The sequence below is a fragment of the Mesorhizobium sp. M7D.F.Ca.US.005.01.1.1 genome, from assembly GCF_003952545.1.
Lineage (GTDB): Bacteria > Pseudomonadota > Alphaproteobacteria > Rhizobiales > Rhizobiaceae > Mesorhizobium > Mesorhizobium loti.
In genome coordinates this window covers 3,280,703-3,295,763 of the sequence record NZ_CP034453.1, presented here as the reverse complement: position 1 = coordinate 3,295,763, position 15,061 = coordinate 3,280,703, and the positions used below count along the sequence as shown (strand labels likewise).

Sequence of the window (15,061 nt, the reverse complement as noted above, 5' to 3'; positions counted from 1 at the left end):
AGCTATTCACTCTTGCTCTCCTGCCAGACGCCCTTGGCCTTGAGGCCATCGGCCACTTCCTTGGGCATGTAGCGCTCATCATGCTTGGCGAGCACGCTGTCGGCAACAAAGACGCCATCCGGGCCGAACGTGCCTTCGGTGATTACGCCCTGCTCTTCACGGAAAAGATCGGGCAGGATGCCGGTATAGGTGACCTTGACCGATTTGTGCGTGTCGGTGACCGAAAAGCCAACCGTCGCCCCCTGCCCGCGCTGGATCGTGCCTTTTTCAACCAATCCGCCCAGCCTGATACGCTGGCCAGGCATGACGCTGGCGGTGGTGAGGTCGGCCGGCATGTAGAAATAGGACGCCTTCTGGCCAAGCGCATAGAAGGTCAGCCCGGTGGCCGCGCCCAGGAAAGCCAGCCCGCCCGCGATCACCGACAATCGTTTCTGTTTGCGCGTCATGTCTGTCTCTACTCCGTCGCCGTCAGGCCAAGCGAGGCGGCAACGGCGGTGAATTTTTTCGCCTCGTCACTGTCGGCTCCGAAGACGGCAATGGCACGACCGAGCGCCTCACGCGCCTGATCGACCTTGCCCAGCACGACGTAAGAACGAACAAGCCGCATCCATCCTTCCGCGTCACGCGGATTTTGTCGCAGTTTGTCGTCGAGGCCGGCGACCATGGTGTTGATCATGGCTTCCCGATCCTGCGGCGACATCGAGGATGCGGCGTCGATATCGCCGGCATCGGGCCCGTTGGTGGTGCCGCCGGAAGCGACTTCGGGGCTGCCGGATTTGGCCAGCGCCTGCTCGAATGCACCGCGCCATGGCGACTCCGGCGGCAGCTTGCCCAGCATCGCCTGCCAGGCAGTGACTGCTTCCTTGGTTCGGCCCTCCTGCGCCAGCGCCATGGCCAAGTAGAAACTGGCCTTCGCATTGGCCGGATCGAGCTTCAAGGCCGCCTCGAAGGCATCCTGTGCATCGGCCGAGACAATGCCGCCTGCCGCGCTGGCGATTGCCTCGCCAAGACCGGCCTGGCGAACAGCGCTGTCGCCATCGAGGCGAATGGCGTTGCGATAGGCTGCCGCCGCGTCGGAAAAGCGCTGCATGCGCAGATAGACCGGTGCGAGCACATCCCAACCCCTGCCGTCGGCAGGATTGGCGGCCAGATGGGCTTCGGCCCGCGCCACCAGTTCGTCGACCGAACTGTCGGCCGGATTCTTGGCCAACCGTTCGCTGAGTGGTTGCGATGGCAGATCAGGAGAGCCGAGCTTGACATAGAGGCCCCAGCTGACCAGCGGAACAGCCAGCACAGCTGCGGTTGCCACCAGCCTTGCCGCGACCGACGCTCGCCCAACAGATCCGCCGCCTGCCGTACCCGCATTGTCAAGGCGAAGGATGCGGCGAGCGATCTCGGCGCGGGCCTCGGCGGCGTCCGCCGGCTGGATCAAGCCACGCGCGGCGTCCCGGTCAAGCTCGGACAACTGGTCGCGATAAACTTCGAGATCGTGATCACCGCTCGACGACGCGCCCTTCGAGCTGGCGGCCAGTGGCAGCAGCACCGCCAAGCTTGCACCCAGCGTGAGAATTGCGGCTATGACCCAGAACAGCATGGTTCTTCCAATAACGACAGAGCTCTGCCGTGCCAACACAGGTTTCCTGCGACGCTTTGACGGCAGGTGCGCCGCATGTCCTTGATCGACATCAACCGGCCGGATACCAACCAGCTCCGATTGACTGTCAGGTCAGCGGCGTCCAGCTGCCGTCGGCGTTGCGGCAAGCGGTTCCACGCGCCGTGACCCCGGCCCCGCCGGTGAACACCGTCTGCGTGTACTGGCGGCAGTCCTGCGAACCGACGCGATAGGGCTGTGCCGGAACCACCTCGCCGTAGCGCGAAGCCTGGGCGCCCTTCCACGTCACCTTCTGGCCACTGGTCGTATATTCGAGCGCCTTGTATTCAGCCTCCAGCGCACTGCGCTTTTCCGCCTCGCTGAGGCCGGCGCCGATCGATCCACTGACGAGGCCGCCGCCCATCGCCGAAATGATCGTCGTGGTCACCTTGCCGCTGGAAGGAGGCGTCGAGGCCGGTGTCGGCGTTACGGTAGGGGCCTTGCCGCTCAAGGTGGTGCAGCCGGAAACGGCCAGCAATGCGGAAACAAGGGCGACGCGAATCTTCATGCCAACAACCGGTTTTCTTGAGTTGGAGCCTGCCATGGATGCGCCGGGGGCCGCGTCATCGGAGAAGTCAGCGTGGCCATAGTATTGATATTTGTCGGAAATTTGGCCGCTGCCGGCCGCTTCGGGACCAATCGACATGCCGCCAATAACATCTCCCGTCCCTCGATGTCGATTGGCCCTGGTGAACATCACTGAAGGCTCCGCAATCGCACCACCGCCTTCAATCCGCCCATGCCGGACCGTTCGAGCGCCAGGACGCCTCCATACTCGTTGACGAGGTCGGCGACAATGGCCAGCCCCAGTCCTGTTCCGGGCTTCGTCTCGTCCAGACGCCGTCCGCGCTTCAGCGCATCGCGCGCCTTGTCCTCGGGAATGCCCGGGCCGTCATCTTCGATGCTGATCTCGAACAGGCTCGCCGGATCGTCCTTGCCGGTCGAAGGCACGACCGAGACCAACACCGAACTCTTTGCCCATTTCATCGCGTTTTCGAGAAGATTGCCCAGCAATTCCTCAAGGTCCTCGCGCTCGCCGGCGAAGACGATCTCGGTCGCCGGCAGCGACAGCGACAGGTTTGTCTGCGGATTGAGCTTCTGCAGAACCCGCACCATGCGCTGCACCAGCGGCGTCAACGGCGTGCGGTAGACGACGCTGTCGCGTTGCGCCGCGACACGGGCGCGCTGGAGATAGTGCTCGACCTGCTTCTGCATGGAAGCGGCCTGTTCGGCAATCAGCTGTCCCTTGGCGCCGCCAAGCGCCCGGCCCTCGTTGAGCAGCACCGCCAGCGGCGTCTTCAGCGAATGGGCGAGATTGCCGACCTGGGTTCGCGACCGCTCGACGATGCGCCTGTTGTTTTCGATCAACGCATTGGTTTCGTTGGCAAGCGGTTCGATCTCGGCCGGAAACTGGCCGTCGAGCCTCTGCGCGGTGCCCTCGCGCACCATGGCGAGCGCGTTCCTGACCCGGCGCAGCGGCTGCAGGCCGAGCAGGATGGCGATCGCGTTGATGGCGATCATACCGATGCCGAACAGGCTGAGATAGGTCAGCAGGCGGCGCTGGAAGGTGGCGATCTCCTGCTCGAGTTCGCTCTGGTTGCCCATGACGCGGAAACGCGCGGCGCGGTTCTTGGAGTCGAGAACGAATTCGCTCTCGAACACTTCGAGTTGTTCGCCATCGATGCCTTCGGCCGCATAGCTGCGCTGGAAGCTGGCGTTGAACGGCACATCGGCGACGCTTGGCGATGGAATCGTCGTGGTCATCGACGACGAGTGAAGATCGCCATGCACGCCTTCCGACGCGGGCTCCACCGACCAGTACCAGCCCGAATTCGGCTCCGAGAACCGGAGGTCGCCGAGGTCGGGCGCGCCGGTCAGCGCACCGCTGTCGGAAATGCCGATGGAGCCGATCAGATTGAACAGATGCGCCGAAAGCAGGCTGTCGAAGCCGCGCTCGCTGGCCTGGCGGTAGAGCGTGGTGATCAGGGTGAAGATGACAACAAGCGTCACAATCGCCCAGACCGTGGAAAAGGCGATGACGCGGAACGTCAGCGAACGCGGCCACAAACGCAGCGAAAGCGGCGCCCTTGCGGTTGGTTTGAGCGGTTCCGAGTTACGCCTCCGGCTCACGCATGCGGTAGCCCATGCCGCGCACGGTTTCGATCATGTCGATGCCCATCTTCTTGCGCAGCCGCCCGACAAAGACCTCGATGGTGTTGGAATCGCGGTCGAAATCCTGGTCGTAGAGATGCTCGACCAGTTCGGTCCGCGAGACGACCTCGCCCATATGGTGCATCAGATAGGCAAGCAGGCGGAATTCGTGCGACGTCAGTTTCAGCGGCACGCCGTCAACATCGGCCTTGGAGGCCTTGGTGTCGAGGCGCAGCGGCCCGCAGGTCAGTTCGGACGATGCATGGCCGGCAGCGCGCCGGATCAAGGCTCGTAGCCTCGCCAGCACCTCCTCGATGTGGAACGGCTTGGTGACATAGTCATCGGCGCCGGCATCGATGCCGGAGACCTTGTCGCTCCAGCGGTCGCGCGCCGTCAGGATCAACACCGGCATCTTGCGGCCGCCGCGCCGCCAGCGCTCGACCACGCTGATGCCGTCCATCTGCGGCAGGCCGATATCGAGCACCACGGCGTCGTAGGGCTCGGTGTCACCGAGGAAATGGCCTTCCTCGCCGTCGAAGGCGCGGTCGACGACATAGCCGGCATCGACCAGCGCATCCGATATCTGCCGATTGAGATCCTTGTCATCTTCGACGACGAGTACGCGCATGCGGAGTTCGATACCTGTTGAAGGACTAGGGGTCAGATATAGGCCGATTCCGGCGGCCTGGGAAACGGAGGTCTGTAAGATGGAAGATTGGGTCAGTTCAGCGGAACGACGATTTCGGAACGGCGCGGACGTTGTCCGTCCTTACCCGGAACGAGCACGACGATGACACAGACAGGCTGACCGCCGCGTGTCGATTGCGAGGCCTTGGCCAGCGTTCCGCCATTCTGTTCGGCCACCTGCTGGCCGATCGCGTAGCAATCGGACGCCGCCAGCAGGATCGGGCTGGCCTGGTCGGGCGCGATGACCGGCATCGCCATCGCCTGCGACGCAAACAGCCCGGCAGCACAGAGCGCCAGTGTCGCGGTTCGGAAGTGGGAGCGAAGCGTTTTCATGGTCGGCGTTGTAACGCATCGGTGCTGAACGTGAAATGAACAGTGAACGCCGCCAAGACCATGCCCGCTACACCCCTGAAACACCAGACAACCGATCGGGATTTCGCCGCCCAACCAAGCGAAATCCTGGAAACGCCAGTCTAGACTCCGTTTCGGCCATATTGAAAGCACATCAGGCATTTTCCTGCGTTATGGCGCGAAAGCGCAGAAGCCCGTGATGCACGAGCAGATCCTCGTCATGGCGGGCCTCGGCGAATTCCAACGTCAACCGAGTCTGGCCACGAGGGCCAATCACCAGCGCTGCGTCGGCAAGGCGCGCCTTGATGGCGGCCATGATGGCAAGCGTTTCGGCTTCGCCATGGGCTTTCGACCAGATATGCAGCGTAATCAACTGGTCATCGGTGTTCTCAGCGCCGGTATCCCAGTCGAAGGCGCTGGTCTGGCCGCAGGTCACGTATGGAAAAGCGGTATTATCCGTTGCCCGTTCGAGCAGTCCGGCGCCGCCCAGCAACGCCGACAGTGATGCATCGCTTTTCAGCCTCAGAAACAGTGCCTGCTGCAAATCACCGGGCGCGGTCATCGTTTCTTCCTCCCTGTCGCGGCCTTGCGGATCATTGCCGCGCCAGAACCGCCGCTCAAGCGTATCCGGCTTCTGCCCGGCTTAGCCAATCAGCGGGCGCCGCGCAGCCTAACGATGAAGCTGCGAAGCGCAAGCACTCAGGGGCTGACAGAGGGCAGCTAGCTATGTTTGGCGAGCGGGGCATGAATGTGGACACTCGGTTCCTGGTCACCTAACCTTGCCGCATATGGGCGGGTCCACATGGCGGAATGTTTCTTGCTGGCTGTTCTCCACGAAGCGGCGGGCTGCGAATGCCTTCTTTCGATTTCCGGGGCTGATGATGCTTGATCCAGAACAGGCCAGGGCTGCGTCGCAGTTGCTGGTGGGCCATTGGGACAAGGGCACCCGTCTCGACGCCATACCCCCGGAGTTGCGGCCACAAACGCGGAGCGAAGGTTACGCTATCCAGTCGCATGTGCTGGATCGCTCGGTGGCTCCGCTTTTCGGCTGGAAGATTGCCGCAACCAGTCTGGCCGGACAAAGGCATATCAACGTCGACGGCCCGATGGCCGGGCGTCTGCTGGCAGAAAAAGCGGTCGAGGTCGGCGGGACAGTGTCCCTGGCGACGAGCAAGATGCGTGTGGCCGAGATCGAATTCGCTTTCCGTTTCGGCCGCCAGCTGCCACCTCGCCCAGTACCCTATGAAATCGCCGAGGTGATGGAGGCCGTGGCGACCTTGCACCCGGCGATCGAAATACCGGACTCACGCTATGACGATTTCTGCGCCGTCGGGGCGCCGCAGCTCATAGCGGACAACGCCTGTGCCAATCTGTTTGTGATCGGCGAGGCTGTAGAAGGAGATTGGCGCGACGTGGATCTCGCGGAGCACCCGGTGGTCGCTTTCGTTTCTGGAAAGTCGCAGCACAACGGGACAGGGGCAGCTGTGTTGGGCGACCCTCGTATTGCGCTTACCTGGATCGTCAATGAACTGTCGGGGCTGGGCGTAGCACTGCAGCCGGGACAGGTGGTGATAACCGGCACCTGCGTGACGCCGATAAGTGTCGAGGCCGGCGACGAAGTCACCGGCGATCTAGGCAGATTTGGTCGCGTCTCGGTGCGTTTTATCTAGTGCGCTCGGTGCTACCTGACCGCAACGTGCTTCAGAGATGCCCAAGAGATTGCAGGATCAGAACGCTTGAAAGACCGAGCAGCGCGATACCATAGAGCCGGTCGATCCACACTGCGTTCGGGCCGGCCAGAAGCCTCGCTGCCCGTGATCCAAGCGTGGCATAAAGCATCAGGACGAAAACATCCACCGCTGCGATGATGATTGCCAGGACCGCGTATTGCATCGCGATCGGCTCGTTGCTGTCGACAAAGGGCGGCAGGACGGCGGGAAAGAACAGCCATGCCTCCGGGTTTGTAACCGCCACCACGAAACAGCGAACTATGAGTGCCTTGGTCGCGTGAGCCTTGTCGGGAAAGCCTGGATCGAACGCATGGCGGGATTCGGTGGAGCTGCGAAGCGCGCCGACAGCGATGAAAAGCAGATAGAAGGCGCCGACCATCCTGACAGCTGAAAGGTAGAATTCCGAAGCCACCAGAAGCGCTCCGAAGCCAAGCGCCACCATGCAGATTAGGACGATGTCCGAGAGCACCACACCGGCCATGCCAAAGAAGGCGTGCCTGACCCCATAGCGTGACCCGTTGGTGATGGCGAGCACGACATCCGGCCCCGGAACCGCCATCCCGAGCGCCGATATGAAGGCAAACGTCACCAGCGGCAGGTTTTCCATGGCGCTGGATAGTGTGCCGGCCGCAGACCTTCCGTAACGTCCTTCACATAGCGGTTAGGACTGTCGCGGATTTCCGTATGAATGGACCCGTTACGGTTGGGCGGTTTCGCCTAGTGCCCGCCGCGCTGCCTGGCCACGAAACTGCGCACCGCCAGCACCAGCACGGTGATGATGATCAGGATCACCGACAGGGCAGCGATCGCCGGGTCGATGTTGTCGCGCAGGCCCATCCACATCAGCCTGGGCAGCGTGATGGCGTTGACCGAGGTGATGAACAGGGTGACGCCGATTTCTTCCCAGGACAGGACGAAGGAGAGCAGTGCTGCGGTGATGATGCCGAACTTGATGTTGGGCATGATGACGCGGGTGGCGCGCTCCCACACCGTGGCGCCAAGACCGCGCGCGGCAAGGTCGATGCGCCGGTCGAGTTGGCTGAGCGAGACCAGGATCAGCACCGTGGCAAAAGGCACCGTCATCACCGCATGCGCCATGGCGACACCCAGCCAAGTGTCGTAGCCGAAAAAAGAGCTAAACCCCGAGATCGAGGTCAGCAGGAAGTAGAGCGTGATCGCCGAGACCACCGGCGGCACCACCATCGGCAGCAGCACGAAGCCTACCAGGGCCGCGGTGAAGCGCGGTTGAAACATCCACACGCCGAGGCTGAAACACAGTGCGAGCACGGTTGAAAAGGCGCTGCTGACGATGCCGATGCGGATGCTGAGCAGGATCGATTGGAGCCAGCGTGGATCCTCGATCAGCGCCCGGTAGTGGCGCAGCGACAGTTCGCCCGACGGCATCGCCAGCATGCGGCTCGGCGTCAGCGATACCGGGATGACGGCAAGCAGCGGCATCAGCAGGAACAGCGCTACGAAGGCAGCGATGATCAGCGAGACGGGACCGGGGCGATAGGTCGGCATCAGATCAACTGCTTCGGTCTGACATAGCGGAACAGCAACGCCATCAGCGCGCCGACGAACAGCACCAGCACAACGCTGATCGCCGCGCCCAGGCCCCAGTCCGGGCTCTGGAATATCCTGAGATAGATCAGCTCGGCAATCATGACGCTGCGGCCGCCGCCGAGGATCGCCGGCGTGACGAAGAAGCCGAGCGAAAAGACGAACACGATCATCGCCGCGCCGATGATGCCGGAGCGCGTCATCGGCACGAACACGGTCCAAAAGGTGCGCATGCGGCTGGAGCCGAGCCCGCGCGCGGCCAAGAGCACGCGATCGTCCAGGCTGCGCATGGCCGATGCCAGCGGGAAGACGGCGAAAGGAATGAGGAAATGCGTCATGCCGACGATGACGCCGAATTCGTTGCGCACCAGCGCCAGCGGTTCGGAAATGAAGCCGATCGCCTGCAGCCAGGTGTTGATCAGGCCGCGGTTGGACAACAGCGCCACCCAGCCGAAGGCACGGGTCAGCACGGAAATCCAGAAGGGAACGAGAATGCAGAACTCGGCGATCAGGCGCTGTGCCGGGGTGCCGCGCACCCAGACGACGGTGATGGCGTAGGCGGCGGCCACCGAAACCACGGTGACGACCGCCGCGATGCGCAGCGTGCGGATGAACACCGACTGTACCAGATCGTCGGTGAGCAGCGCCTCATACTGTCCGAGCCCGGGCGTCGGCAGCGTAAAGCTCCATTTGACGACGCCGAGGAACGGCCAGGCATAGGCCACGATGAGAAACAGGAGCAGCGGCGCCATCAACAGCGCCGCGCCCATCCTGTCGGAGAGATAGGATCTCATTTGAACCAGATTATCCCGCCCCTGGTGGTCAGGCCGAGATGATCTTGGTGTATTCGTCGAGCGCCGGCCCGTAGTTCTTGGCGTACCAGTCCATGTCGAGCGCGATCTGCTTCTTCATGTTCTCGGGGTCGACCGGGTTGATGCGCTTCTTGTCGGCGGGGATCAGCGCGTCGGCGGCCGGGTTTGCAGGACCCTGGCCGAGCTTGTCGAACATGACCAGCTGCTTTTGCGGATCCTGGGCGCTGGCGATGAACTTCATCGCCGCATCCTTGCCGCCGGGGTTATTCTTGAGCACCGCGAGCGCGCCGGGCGAGATCAGACCCTGGTCCCAGATGAACTTGATCTTGCCGCCCGAGTCCTGCTCGATCAGCGAAGCGCGCGTCGACCAGACGATCGCCATAGAGGCCTCGCCATTGAGCAGCACGCTCTGGCTCTCGGCACCGCCACCCCAATAGGCAACGACGTTTTCCTTGAAGGCGGCGATCTTGTCATGCGCGCGCTTGAGATCGAGCGGGTAGAGCGAAGCCGGCGCGATGCCGTCGGCCAGCAGGGCGGCCTCCCAGCTCGACACGCCCCATTTGTAGAGAGAGCGCTTGCCGGGGAATTTCTTCACGTCGAAGAAATCGGCCATACCGGTCGGCGCGTCCTTGCCGTACTTCTCGGAATCATAGGCGATGACATAGGAGAAGAAATAGGTCGAGGCAGCGTATTCCCAGCCAAAGCCCTCGCGCATCTTCTTCTTGTCGACGATCGCATAGTCGATCGGCTCGAGCGCCCCTTGGGCGCCGAGCGTGATGGCTGAGAATGGGTCGACGTCGACGAGGTCCCAGGTCGGCGCGCCGCTCTTGAACTGCGCGGCGATGGCGCCTTCGGTCGGGCCCGAACCGTCCATCTTGACGGTGATACCGGTGTCCTTGGTGAAGGCTTGGCCATAGGCCGCGTCATAGGCGGTGATGGCGTCACCGCCCCAGTTGACCAGCACCAGTTCCTTGGCAGCGGCAAAGGCACCGGTCGAGCGCAGCAGCATCGGCGTGCCGGCCAGCACGAGCGCCGCCAGCTGCGTGAACTGCCGGCGCGAGATCTCGCCGCGACCTGCCCTGACGGACAGGCTCTCGATGGCTTGTTTCTTAGTATCATGTGTCATGTCAGTTCCCCTTTTTTGTCGTTGATAATACTGGAAAACGGTGGTGCGCGTGTCTCGCCGCACCGTTGGTCATTGTCCTCCATGCGGAAGGAGGAAACCCTTTTCCGCCGGCCAGGTGAGCCAGACGGAATTGCCCTTGCTGAGCGCTGCGGCCGCTACCTCGTTGGGCACCGAGACCGTGACCTTGGCGCCTTGCCGCGTCGTCAGGTCAAGCCGCGTCGCCGCGCCGAGATAGGTGGAGTTTGTCGCGGTCGCGGCAATGCCGTTCTCGCCGTCTGCCGCCTCGCCCGATATCGACATGTATTCGGGCCGGATCGCCAGGATTGCATCGCCGCGCACCAGTTCGGCCTTGCAGCCCATGCTGATCGTGCGGTCTTCGCAGAGGCCGGTCGAGCCATTGCCGGACGGGCGCACGCCCTTCAGCGGCAGCATGTTGATCTCGCCGAGGAACTCGGCGACGAAGCGGTTGTCCGGCCGGTCGTAGACCTCGTCGGGCGCTCCGACCTGCAGCAGTTTGCCGTGATTGAAGATGGCGACGCGCGACGACAGCGCCAGCGCCTCGCTCTGGTCGTGGGTGACGAAGACGAAGGTGGTGCCAGTCTCCTGGTGCAGCCGCTTCATCTCGGCCTGCATCTGGCCGCGCAGGCCCTTGTCGAGCGCGGAAAACGGCTCATCGAGCAACAGCACGCCCGGCTCGAACACCAGCGCGCGCGCCAGCGCCACGCGCTGCTGCTGGCCGCCTGACAGCTGCGCCGGCAGTTTTTTCTCGTGGCCCTTGAGGCCGACGCGCTCGATCATCTCGCCGACCCGGCGCTTGATCTCGGCCGCCGATTTCTTGCGCACCTTGAGGGGGAAGGCGATGTTGGCTTCGACGCTCATATGCGGAAACAGCGCGTAGCCCTGGAAGACCATACCGGCGGCGCGTTGCTCGGCCGGCCGGTCGGTAATGTCGACGCCGTCGCTGAACAGCTTGCCCTCAGTCGGCTGCACGAAACCGGCAAGGATCATCAGGAAGGTGGTCTTGCCCGAACCGGACGGCCCGAGCAGGGTCAGGAACTCGCCACGGCCGATGTCGAGCGACAGATTGTCCAGCGCACGGAACGAGCCGAAGCTCTTGCCGATCCCGATTGCCTTGATCTCTGCGGCACGGCCGGGTTGCTGCATACTGCCCTTTCCCTAACGCTTATCGAAATCGTAGGCAGGGTGCCGGCTCACCGCAACCGAATAGTTTTCGCGTGATCGGCAAATTTGATTCATCTATGGCGGACTGGCCCGCTATGCCCTCAATACGGCAGAATGCGGTTCTCCGATAGCTTCGACCTCAGCCATCCCGCGAACGCTTCCAGCACCGGATGCGAAGCCTTGGCGTGTTCGGAGACCAGGAAATAGGAGCGCGGCGACTTGATCGCGATGTCGAACGGCCTAACCAGCCGGCCTTCGCTCAGCGCCCGACGGCTGGTCAACTCGTCGCCCATGGCGATGCCCTGGCCGGCAATCGCCGCCGAAAAGACCAGGTTCATGTCGGAAAAGAAGATGCCACCCTCCGTGTCAGGGTTTTCCACCTTGGACAGGGCAAGCCAGCGCGCCCAATCCTCGGTGTCATCGAGATGCAGCAGATTGGCGCGCAGCACGTCCGACGGCCTCGAAAAGCCACCGACCTTGTTCAGCAGCGTCGGGCTGCAAAGCGGTGTGAACGAGATTTCGCAGAGCGGTTCGACCGCCCGATTCGGCCAATTGCCGACACCAAACGCAATGAAGGCATCGGCCTCGGCATTGCTGACATCGTCGAGCCGGCGTGGCGTCAGGATGCGCAGCGCGACATCGGGGTACATCTGCCGGAACTCGCCGATATGGGTACACAGGAACAACGAGGCGAAGCCGGGCGTGCAACTGACGGCGAACGAGCCGCCGACGCCGGTGCCGGCATCGCGCGTCACCGCATCGCCCAGCACGGTCAATGCCTTGCGGACATCGCTGGCGTAGCGCTGGCCGCGCGGCGTCAGCGCCACGCCCTTGCCGATGCGTTCGAGCAGATCGAAGCCGAGGTCGCGCTCCAGCAGGCGAAGCTGGTGGCTGACGGCGCTGCGGGTCAGGTGCAACTCGTCGGCGGCGCGCCAGACGCTGCCGTGGCGGGCGAAGCTGTCGAGCGCGCGCAGCGCTTGTGTCGATGGTATGCGCAAGGAGCCTCAGGTGAACCGAATTTGCATGAGCCGGGAAAACATATCACTTTTTGGCGAACCGCTTCACTGCTTTCTTCTCATGCCATGGAGAACCCGGTGGCCACCTCGGCGCAAGCAACCGCCCTTGCCTGTCTCGACGGCATCCAGCCGTTGCTGTCCGCGTGGACACGCACCATCTTCGATTTCGGCGAGACCGCGTGGCGCGAGTATCAATCCGCCGCCTGGTATGTTGAGCGGCTGAAGCGCGAAGGCTTTTCCGTCGAGGAAGGGTCCGGCGGCATGCCGACCGCCTTCTGCGCGCATTGGACCAACGGCCCCGGCCCGACCATCGGCATGTACGCCGAGTACGACGCGGTGCCGGGCAATTGCCAGGATGCGGTTACGGTCGAGCGCCCGCGCCCAGGCCTCTCCGAACATGCCGGTGGTCATACCGACCCGCATTCCGGGCTGGGCATTTCAAGTCTCGGCGGGCTGCTGGCGACCAAGGCGGCGATGCAGCACCACGGCATATCAGGCACACTGCGCTTCACCGGCGAGCCGGCGGAAAAGGTGCGTGGGTCAAAGCCGATCCATGCCGCCAAGGGCTATTATGACGGCCTTGCCGGTATGATCTCCTTCCATCCCTTCTACATGCTGCCGCTCTGCAACACGGCGCGCTGGGACACGCATTGCGGCGCGGCTTACGCGATGATCTATCGCTTCATCTGCGACCAACCGGAGCGCTGGGCGCGGGCGGCGGGTGCAGCGCCCATTCCACAAGCGCATTCGGCGGCGCGCGCGCCCGGTGCCAACGACGCACTGTTGATGATGTACATGGCCTCCAAGGCTCTGCGCGATTCCATGCTGCCGCACCAGGGCGGCTGGTCAATCAGCGAGGCGATCCTGACGGCCGGCCAGGCGACCGCCGACAACCTGCCGGCGGGGCTGGCCGAGATCCAGTACATGATCCGCGTGCCGACGCTTGCCATGGCCGAGCAGGTCACCGCCGTGCTCGACCGCAATGCCGAAGCGGCGGCAGCGATGAGTGGTTGCCGCACCGAGCGGCATTGGGTGTCGAAGTCACGGCCGGGACTTGCCAACCATGCCATGGCCGAAATCGCCTATGGAGCACTGTCGGCCGTCGGGCCGCCGCGCTGGGACGAGGACGCCAAGGCAGTCGCGCGCGAAATACAGGTCAATGCCGGGCGCATGGCAAGCGACGAGCCGTTCATCGAAGAGCTGGAGCGCCTAGTCGAGCCGCAGGCGGCGGAAGCGATCCTGCGCCGCGATCTGCCGCCCTCGCAGGTCAACTCGACCTCCGACGATTACACCGACATGAGCTGGCATACGCCGACGGCGCGCTTCTATGTCGCCCGCCCGGCGCTGCGTTCGGAAACCGGCTACCCCTATCCGTCATGGGTAATGAATGCGTTGGGCGGTATTCCCGCCACCATCGACCCGATGGTGGCCTGCGCCTCCCGCACGATCGCACTCGCCGCCCTTCGCCTGCTGGAAGACCAGACCGCCCGCGATGCGGCGATGAATGAATTCGTCGCCCGCACCGGAGGCGGAATCGGCGGCTCGAACTGGATCGCGCCGCTCTGTGACTACGAGCCGCCGATCCATTTCCGCTGGCCTGAATATGTCACCACCCCGCGCGGACGCGATTGGTGGATACCGAGCATTCCCCAAGCCAAATGACCGCTGATCTAATCACGAGGAGAACCCCATGACCGTCCATGACCGCATAGTTGCAGAACCGTTTTCGCTGCAGCGCCGCAACCCGGCCGGCGGCACCAAGCTGCTGACCGCCTGGGGCTTCGCCAACGAGACCGACGTGCTGACCGACGTCCTGCTCGGCTCGCCCAATTTCCTGCGTCATCTGTCGACCAGTTCGCTGTCGCGGAAGCATCTGCGCGAGGCGCCCTGCAACGTGCAGATCGCGCAGGCGCAGCACAAGGACCTGGTTGCCGCCTACGAGCATTTCGGCGTCAACATCCACTGGCATGAGCCGACACCGGAATTGCCGATGCAGGTCTATTCCCGCGATTCCAGCGTCATGACGCCCTACGGCGCCTTCATCACCGCAATGGCCAATTGGTGGCGGCGCGGCGAGAACTACGCCGCGATCCGCACCTACGAAAAGCTCGGCATCCCGATCTACGACATGGTCACGGCGGGTACGTTCGAGGGCGGCGACTTCAACGTCATCGAGGACGGTGTGGTGCTGATCGGCTGCGGCGGCGCGCGTACGCAGGAGGAAGGTGCGCGCCAAGTCCAGGCCTGGTTCGACAAGGAAGGCTGGGAAACCCGCATCGCTTTCATCGACGAGTACTATGTCCATATTGACCTGATGGTGGTGCCGATCGCCGAAAAGCTGACCGCTGTCTGCCTCGCCTGCACCGAGCCCGGCATTGTCGACTGGCTGAAAGGCAAGGGCCACGAGATCATCGACGTGCCGTTCCAGGACACGATGGCGCTCGGCTGCAACTTCATGTCGCTGGGCAAGGACCGGGTGATCGCGCCAACCTCCAGCCAGACGCTGATCGGCCAGCTCAAGGCGCGCGGATTCGAGGTCGCGGCCGTCGACATGAGCGAGATTTCGAAGACCGGCGGCGGCATCCACTGCATGGCGCAAGCATTGAAGCGCGAACCGGCCTGAGGCAGCAAAACTCGATGCGGCTGGCCCAGACTATGTTCCCGGCCCGCCCCTCAGCAACAAACCCGCCGCTGTGTCTTCGGCGCCCTTGTGGCTGCTGAAAAAATGGAGGAATAGTCTCCCGGAACGCGTCGCCCTGAAATTGCCGGTTTGCGGTTCTCAGGTCGGGCAA

16 protein-coding genes are annotated in these 15,061 nt (G+C 63.4%); 3 read left to right on the top strand and 13 right to left on the bottom strand.

Features of this window, described 5'->3' with window-relative positions:
- Positions 1 to 2 precede the first annotated feature (2 nt).
- The 7 genes from ccmE to EJ076_RS15660 all read right to left on the bottom strand — a co-directional run bounded on the left by ccmE (position 3) and on the right by EJ076_RS15660 (position 5,402).
- Complete coding sequence (gene ccmE, locus EJ076_RS15690) at positions 3 to 446, bottom strand: cytochrome c maturation protein CcmE (protein WP_126068495.1); 444 nt, start codon at positions 444 to 446, stop codon at positions 3 to 5.
- A gap of 8 nt (positions 447 to 454) precedes the next feature.
- Positions 455 to 1,594, bottom strand: a complete 1,140-nt coding sequence (gene ccmI / locus EJ076_RS15685; RefSeq protein WP_126068494.1) for a c-type cytochrome biogenesis protein CcmI — start codon at positions 1,592 to 1,594, stop codon at positions 455 to 457.
- Positions 1,595 to 1,721: 127 nt separating this feature from the next.
- Positions 1,722 to 2,159, bottom strand: coding sequence for a hypothetical protein (locus EJ076_RS15680; protein ID WP_109663332.1), 438 nt, complete (start codon positions 2,157 to 2,159; stop codon positions 1,722 to 1,724).
- A 188-nt stretch (positions 2,160 to 2,347) separates the two neighbouring features.
- The gene (locus EJ076_RS15675) at positions 2,348 to 3,781 is read right to left on the bottom strand and encodes a HAMP domain-containing sensor histidine kinase (protein ID WP_126068493.1); all 1,434 of its coding nucleotides are present in this window, start codon (positions 3,779 to 3,781) and stop codon (positions 2,348 to 2,350) included.
- Positions 3,765 to 4,430 carry a response regulator transcription factor gene (locus EJ076_RS15670; protein WP_023812809.1) on the bottom strand — a complete coding sequence of 222 codons (666 nt, stop codon included), beginning with the start codon at positions 4,428 to 4,430 and terminating at the stop codon, positions 3,765 to 3,767. Before EJ076_RS15670 ends, EJ076_RS15675 begins: the two co-directional genes overlap by 17 nt.
- Positions 4,431 to 4,522: 92 nt before the next feature.
- The gene (locus tag EJ076_RS15665; RefSeq protein ID WP_126068492.1) at positions 4,523 to 4,822 is read right to left on the bottom strand and encodes a hypothetical protein; all 300 of its coding nucleotides are present in this window, start codon (positions 4,820 to 4,822) and stop codon (positions 4,523 to 4,525) included.
- Positions 4,823 to 4,994: 172 nt separating this feature from the next.
- Complete coding sequence (locus EJ076_RS15660) at positions 4,995 to 5,402, bottom strand: DUF3168 domain-containing protein (protein ID WP_109662561.1); 408 nt, start codon at positions 5,400 to 5,402, stop codon at positions 4,995 to 4,997.
- Positions 5,403 to 5,721: 319 nt separating this feature from the next.
- On the opposite strand from EJ076_RS15660, the gene EJ076_RS15655 reads away from it, so the two are divergent.
- Positions 5,722 to 6,510 (top strand): fumarylacetoacetate hydrolase family protein, encoded by a 789-nt coding sequence (locus tag EJ076_RS15655; protein WP_126068491.1) that lies wholly within the window; start codon positions 5,722 to 5,724, stop codon positions 6,508 to 6,510.
- A gap of 31 nt (positions 6,511 to 6,541) precedes the next feature.
- Here EJ076_RS15655 and EJ076_RS15650 read toward each other — a convergent pair whose 3' ends face one another.
- From EJ076_RS15650 to EJ076_RS15625, 6 genes are all read right to left on the bottom strand, one after another.
- Positions 6,542 to 7,159 carry a LysE family translocator gene (locus EJ076_RS15650; RefSeq protein WP_245463054.1) on the bottom strand — a complete coding sequence of 206 codons (618 nt, stop codon included), beginning with the start codon at positions 7,157 to 7,159 and terminating at the stop codon, positions 6,542 to 6,544.
- Between the two features lie 128 nt (positions 7,160 to 7,287).
- Entirely contained in the window at positions 7,288 to 8,094 is an 807-nt protein-coding gene (locus EJ076_RS15645) for an ABC transporter permease (RefSeq protein ID WP_109662555.1), read from the bottom strand.
- The gene (locus EJ076_RS15640) at positions 8,094 to 8,927 is read right to left on the bottom strand and encodes an ABC transporter permease (protein ID WP_126068489.1); all 834 of its coding nucleotides are present in this window, start codon (positions 8,925 to 8,927) and stop codon (positions 8,094 to 8,096) included. The genes EJ076_RS15645 and EJ076_RS15640 overlap by 1 nt, the downstream gene beginning before the upstream one ends.
- Positions 8,928 to 8,955: 28 nt before the next feature.
- A complete protein-coding gene (locus EJ076_RS15635; RefSeq protein ID WP_126068488.1) occupies positions 8,956 to 10,071 on the bottom strand; it encodes an ABC transporter substrate-binding protein in 1,116 nt (371 codons plus the stop codon).
- Between the two features lie 69 nt (positions 10,072 to 10,140).
- Complete coding sequence (locus EJ076_RS15630) at positions 10,141 to 11,235, bottom strand: ABC transporter ATP-binding protein (RefSeq protein WP_126068487.1); 1,095 nt, start codon at positions 11,233 to 11,235, stop codon at positions 10,141 to 10,143.
- Positions 11,236 to 11,354: 119 nt separating this feature from the next.
- The gene (locus EJ076_RS15625) at positions 11,355 to 12,251 is read right to left on the bottom strand and encodes a LysR substrate-binding domain-containing protein (RefSeq protein WP_109662545.1); all 897 of its coding nucleotides are present in this window, start codon (positions 12,249 to 12,251) and stop codon (positions 11,355 to 11,357) included.
- An 84-nt stretch (positions 12,252 to 12,335) separates the two neighbouring features.
- Here EJ076_RS15625 and EJ076_RS15620 point away from each other — a divergent pair, with 84 nt between their 5' ends.
- Entirely contained in the window at positions 12,336 to 13,931 is a 1,596-nt protein-coding gene (locus EJ076_RS15620; RefSeq protein WP_164548652.1) for an amidohydrolase, read from the top strand.
- Between the two features lie 28 nt (positions 13,932 to 13,959).
- Entirely contained in the window at positions 13,960 to 14,892 is a 933-nt protein-coding gene (locus tag EJ076_RS15615; RefSeq protein WP_126068485.1) for a dimethylarginine dimethylaminohydrolase family protein, read from the top strand.
- Positions 14,893 to 15,061 lie beyond the last annotated feature (169 nt).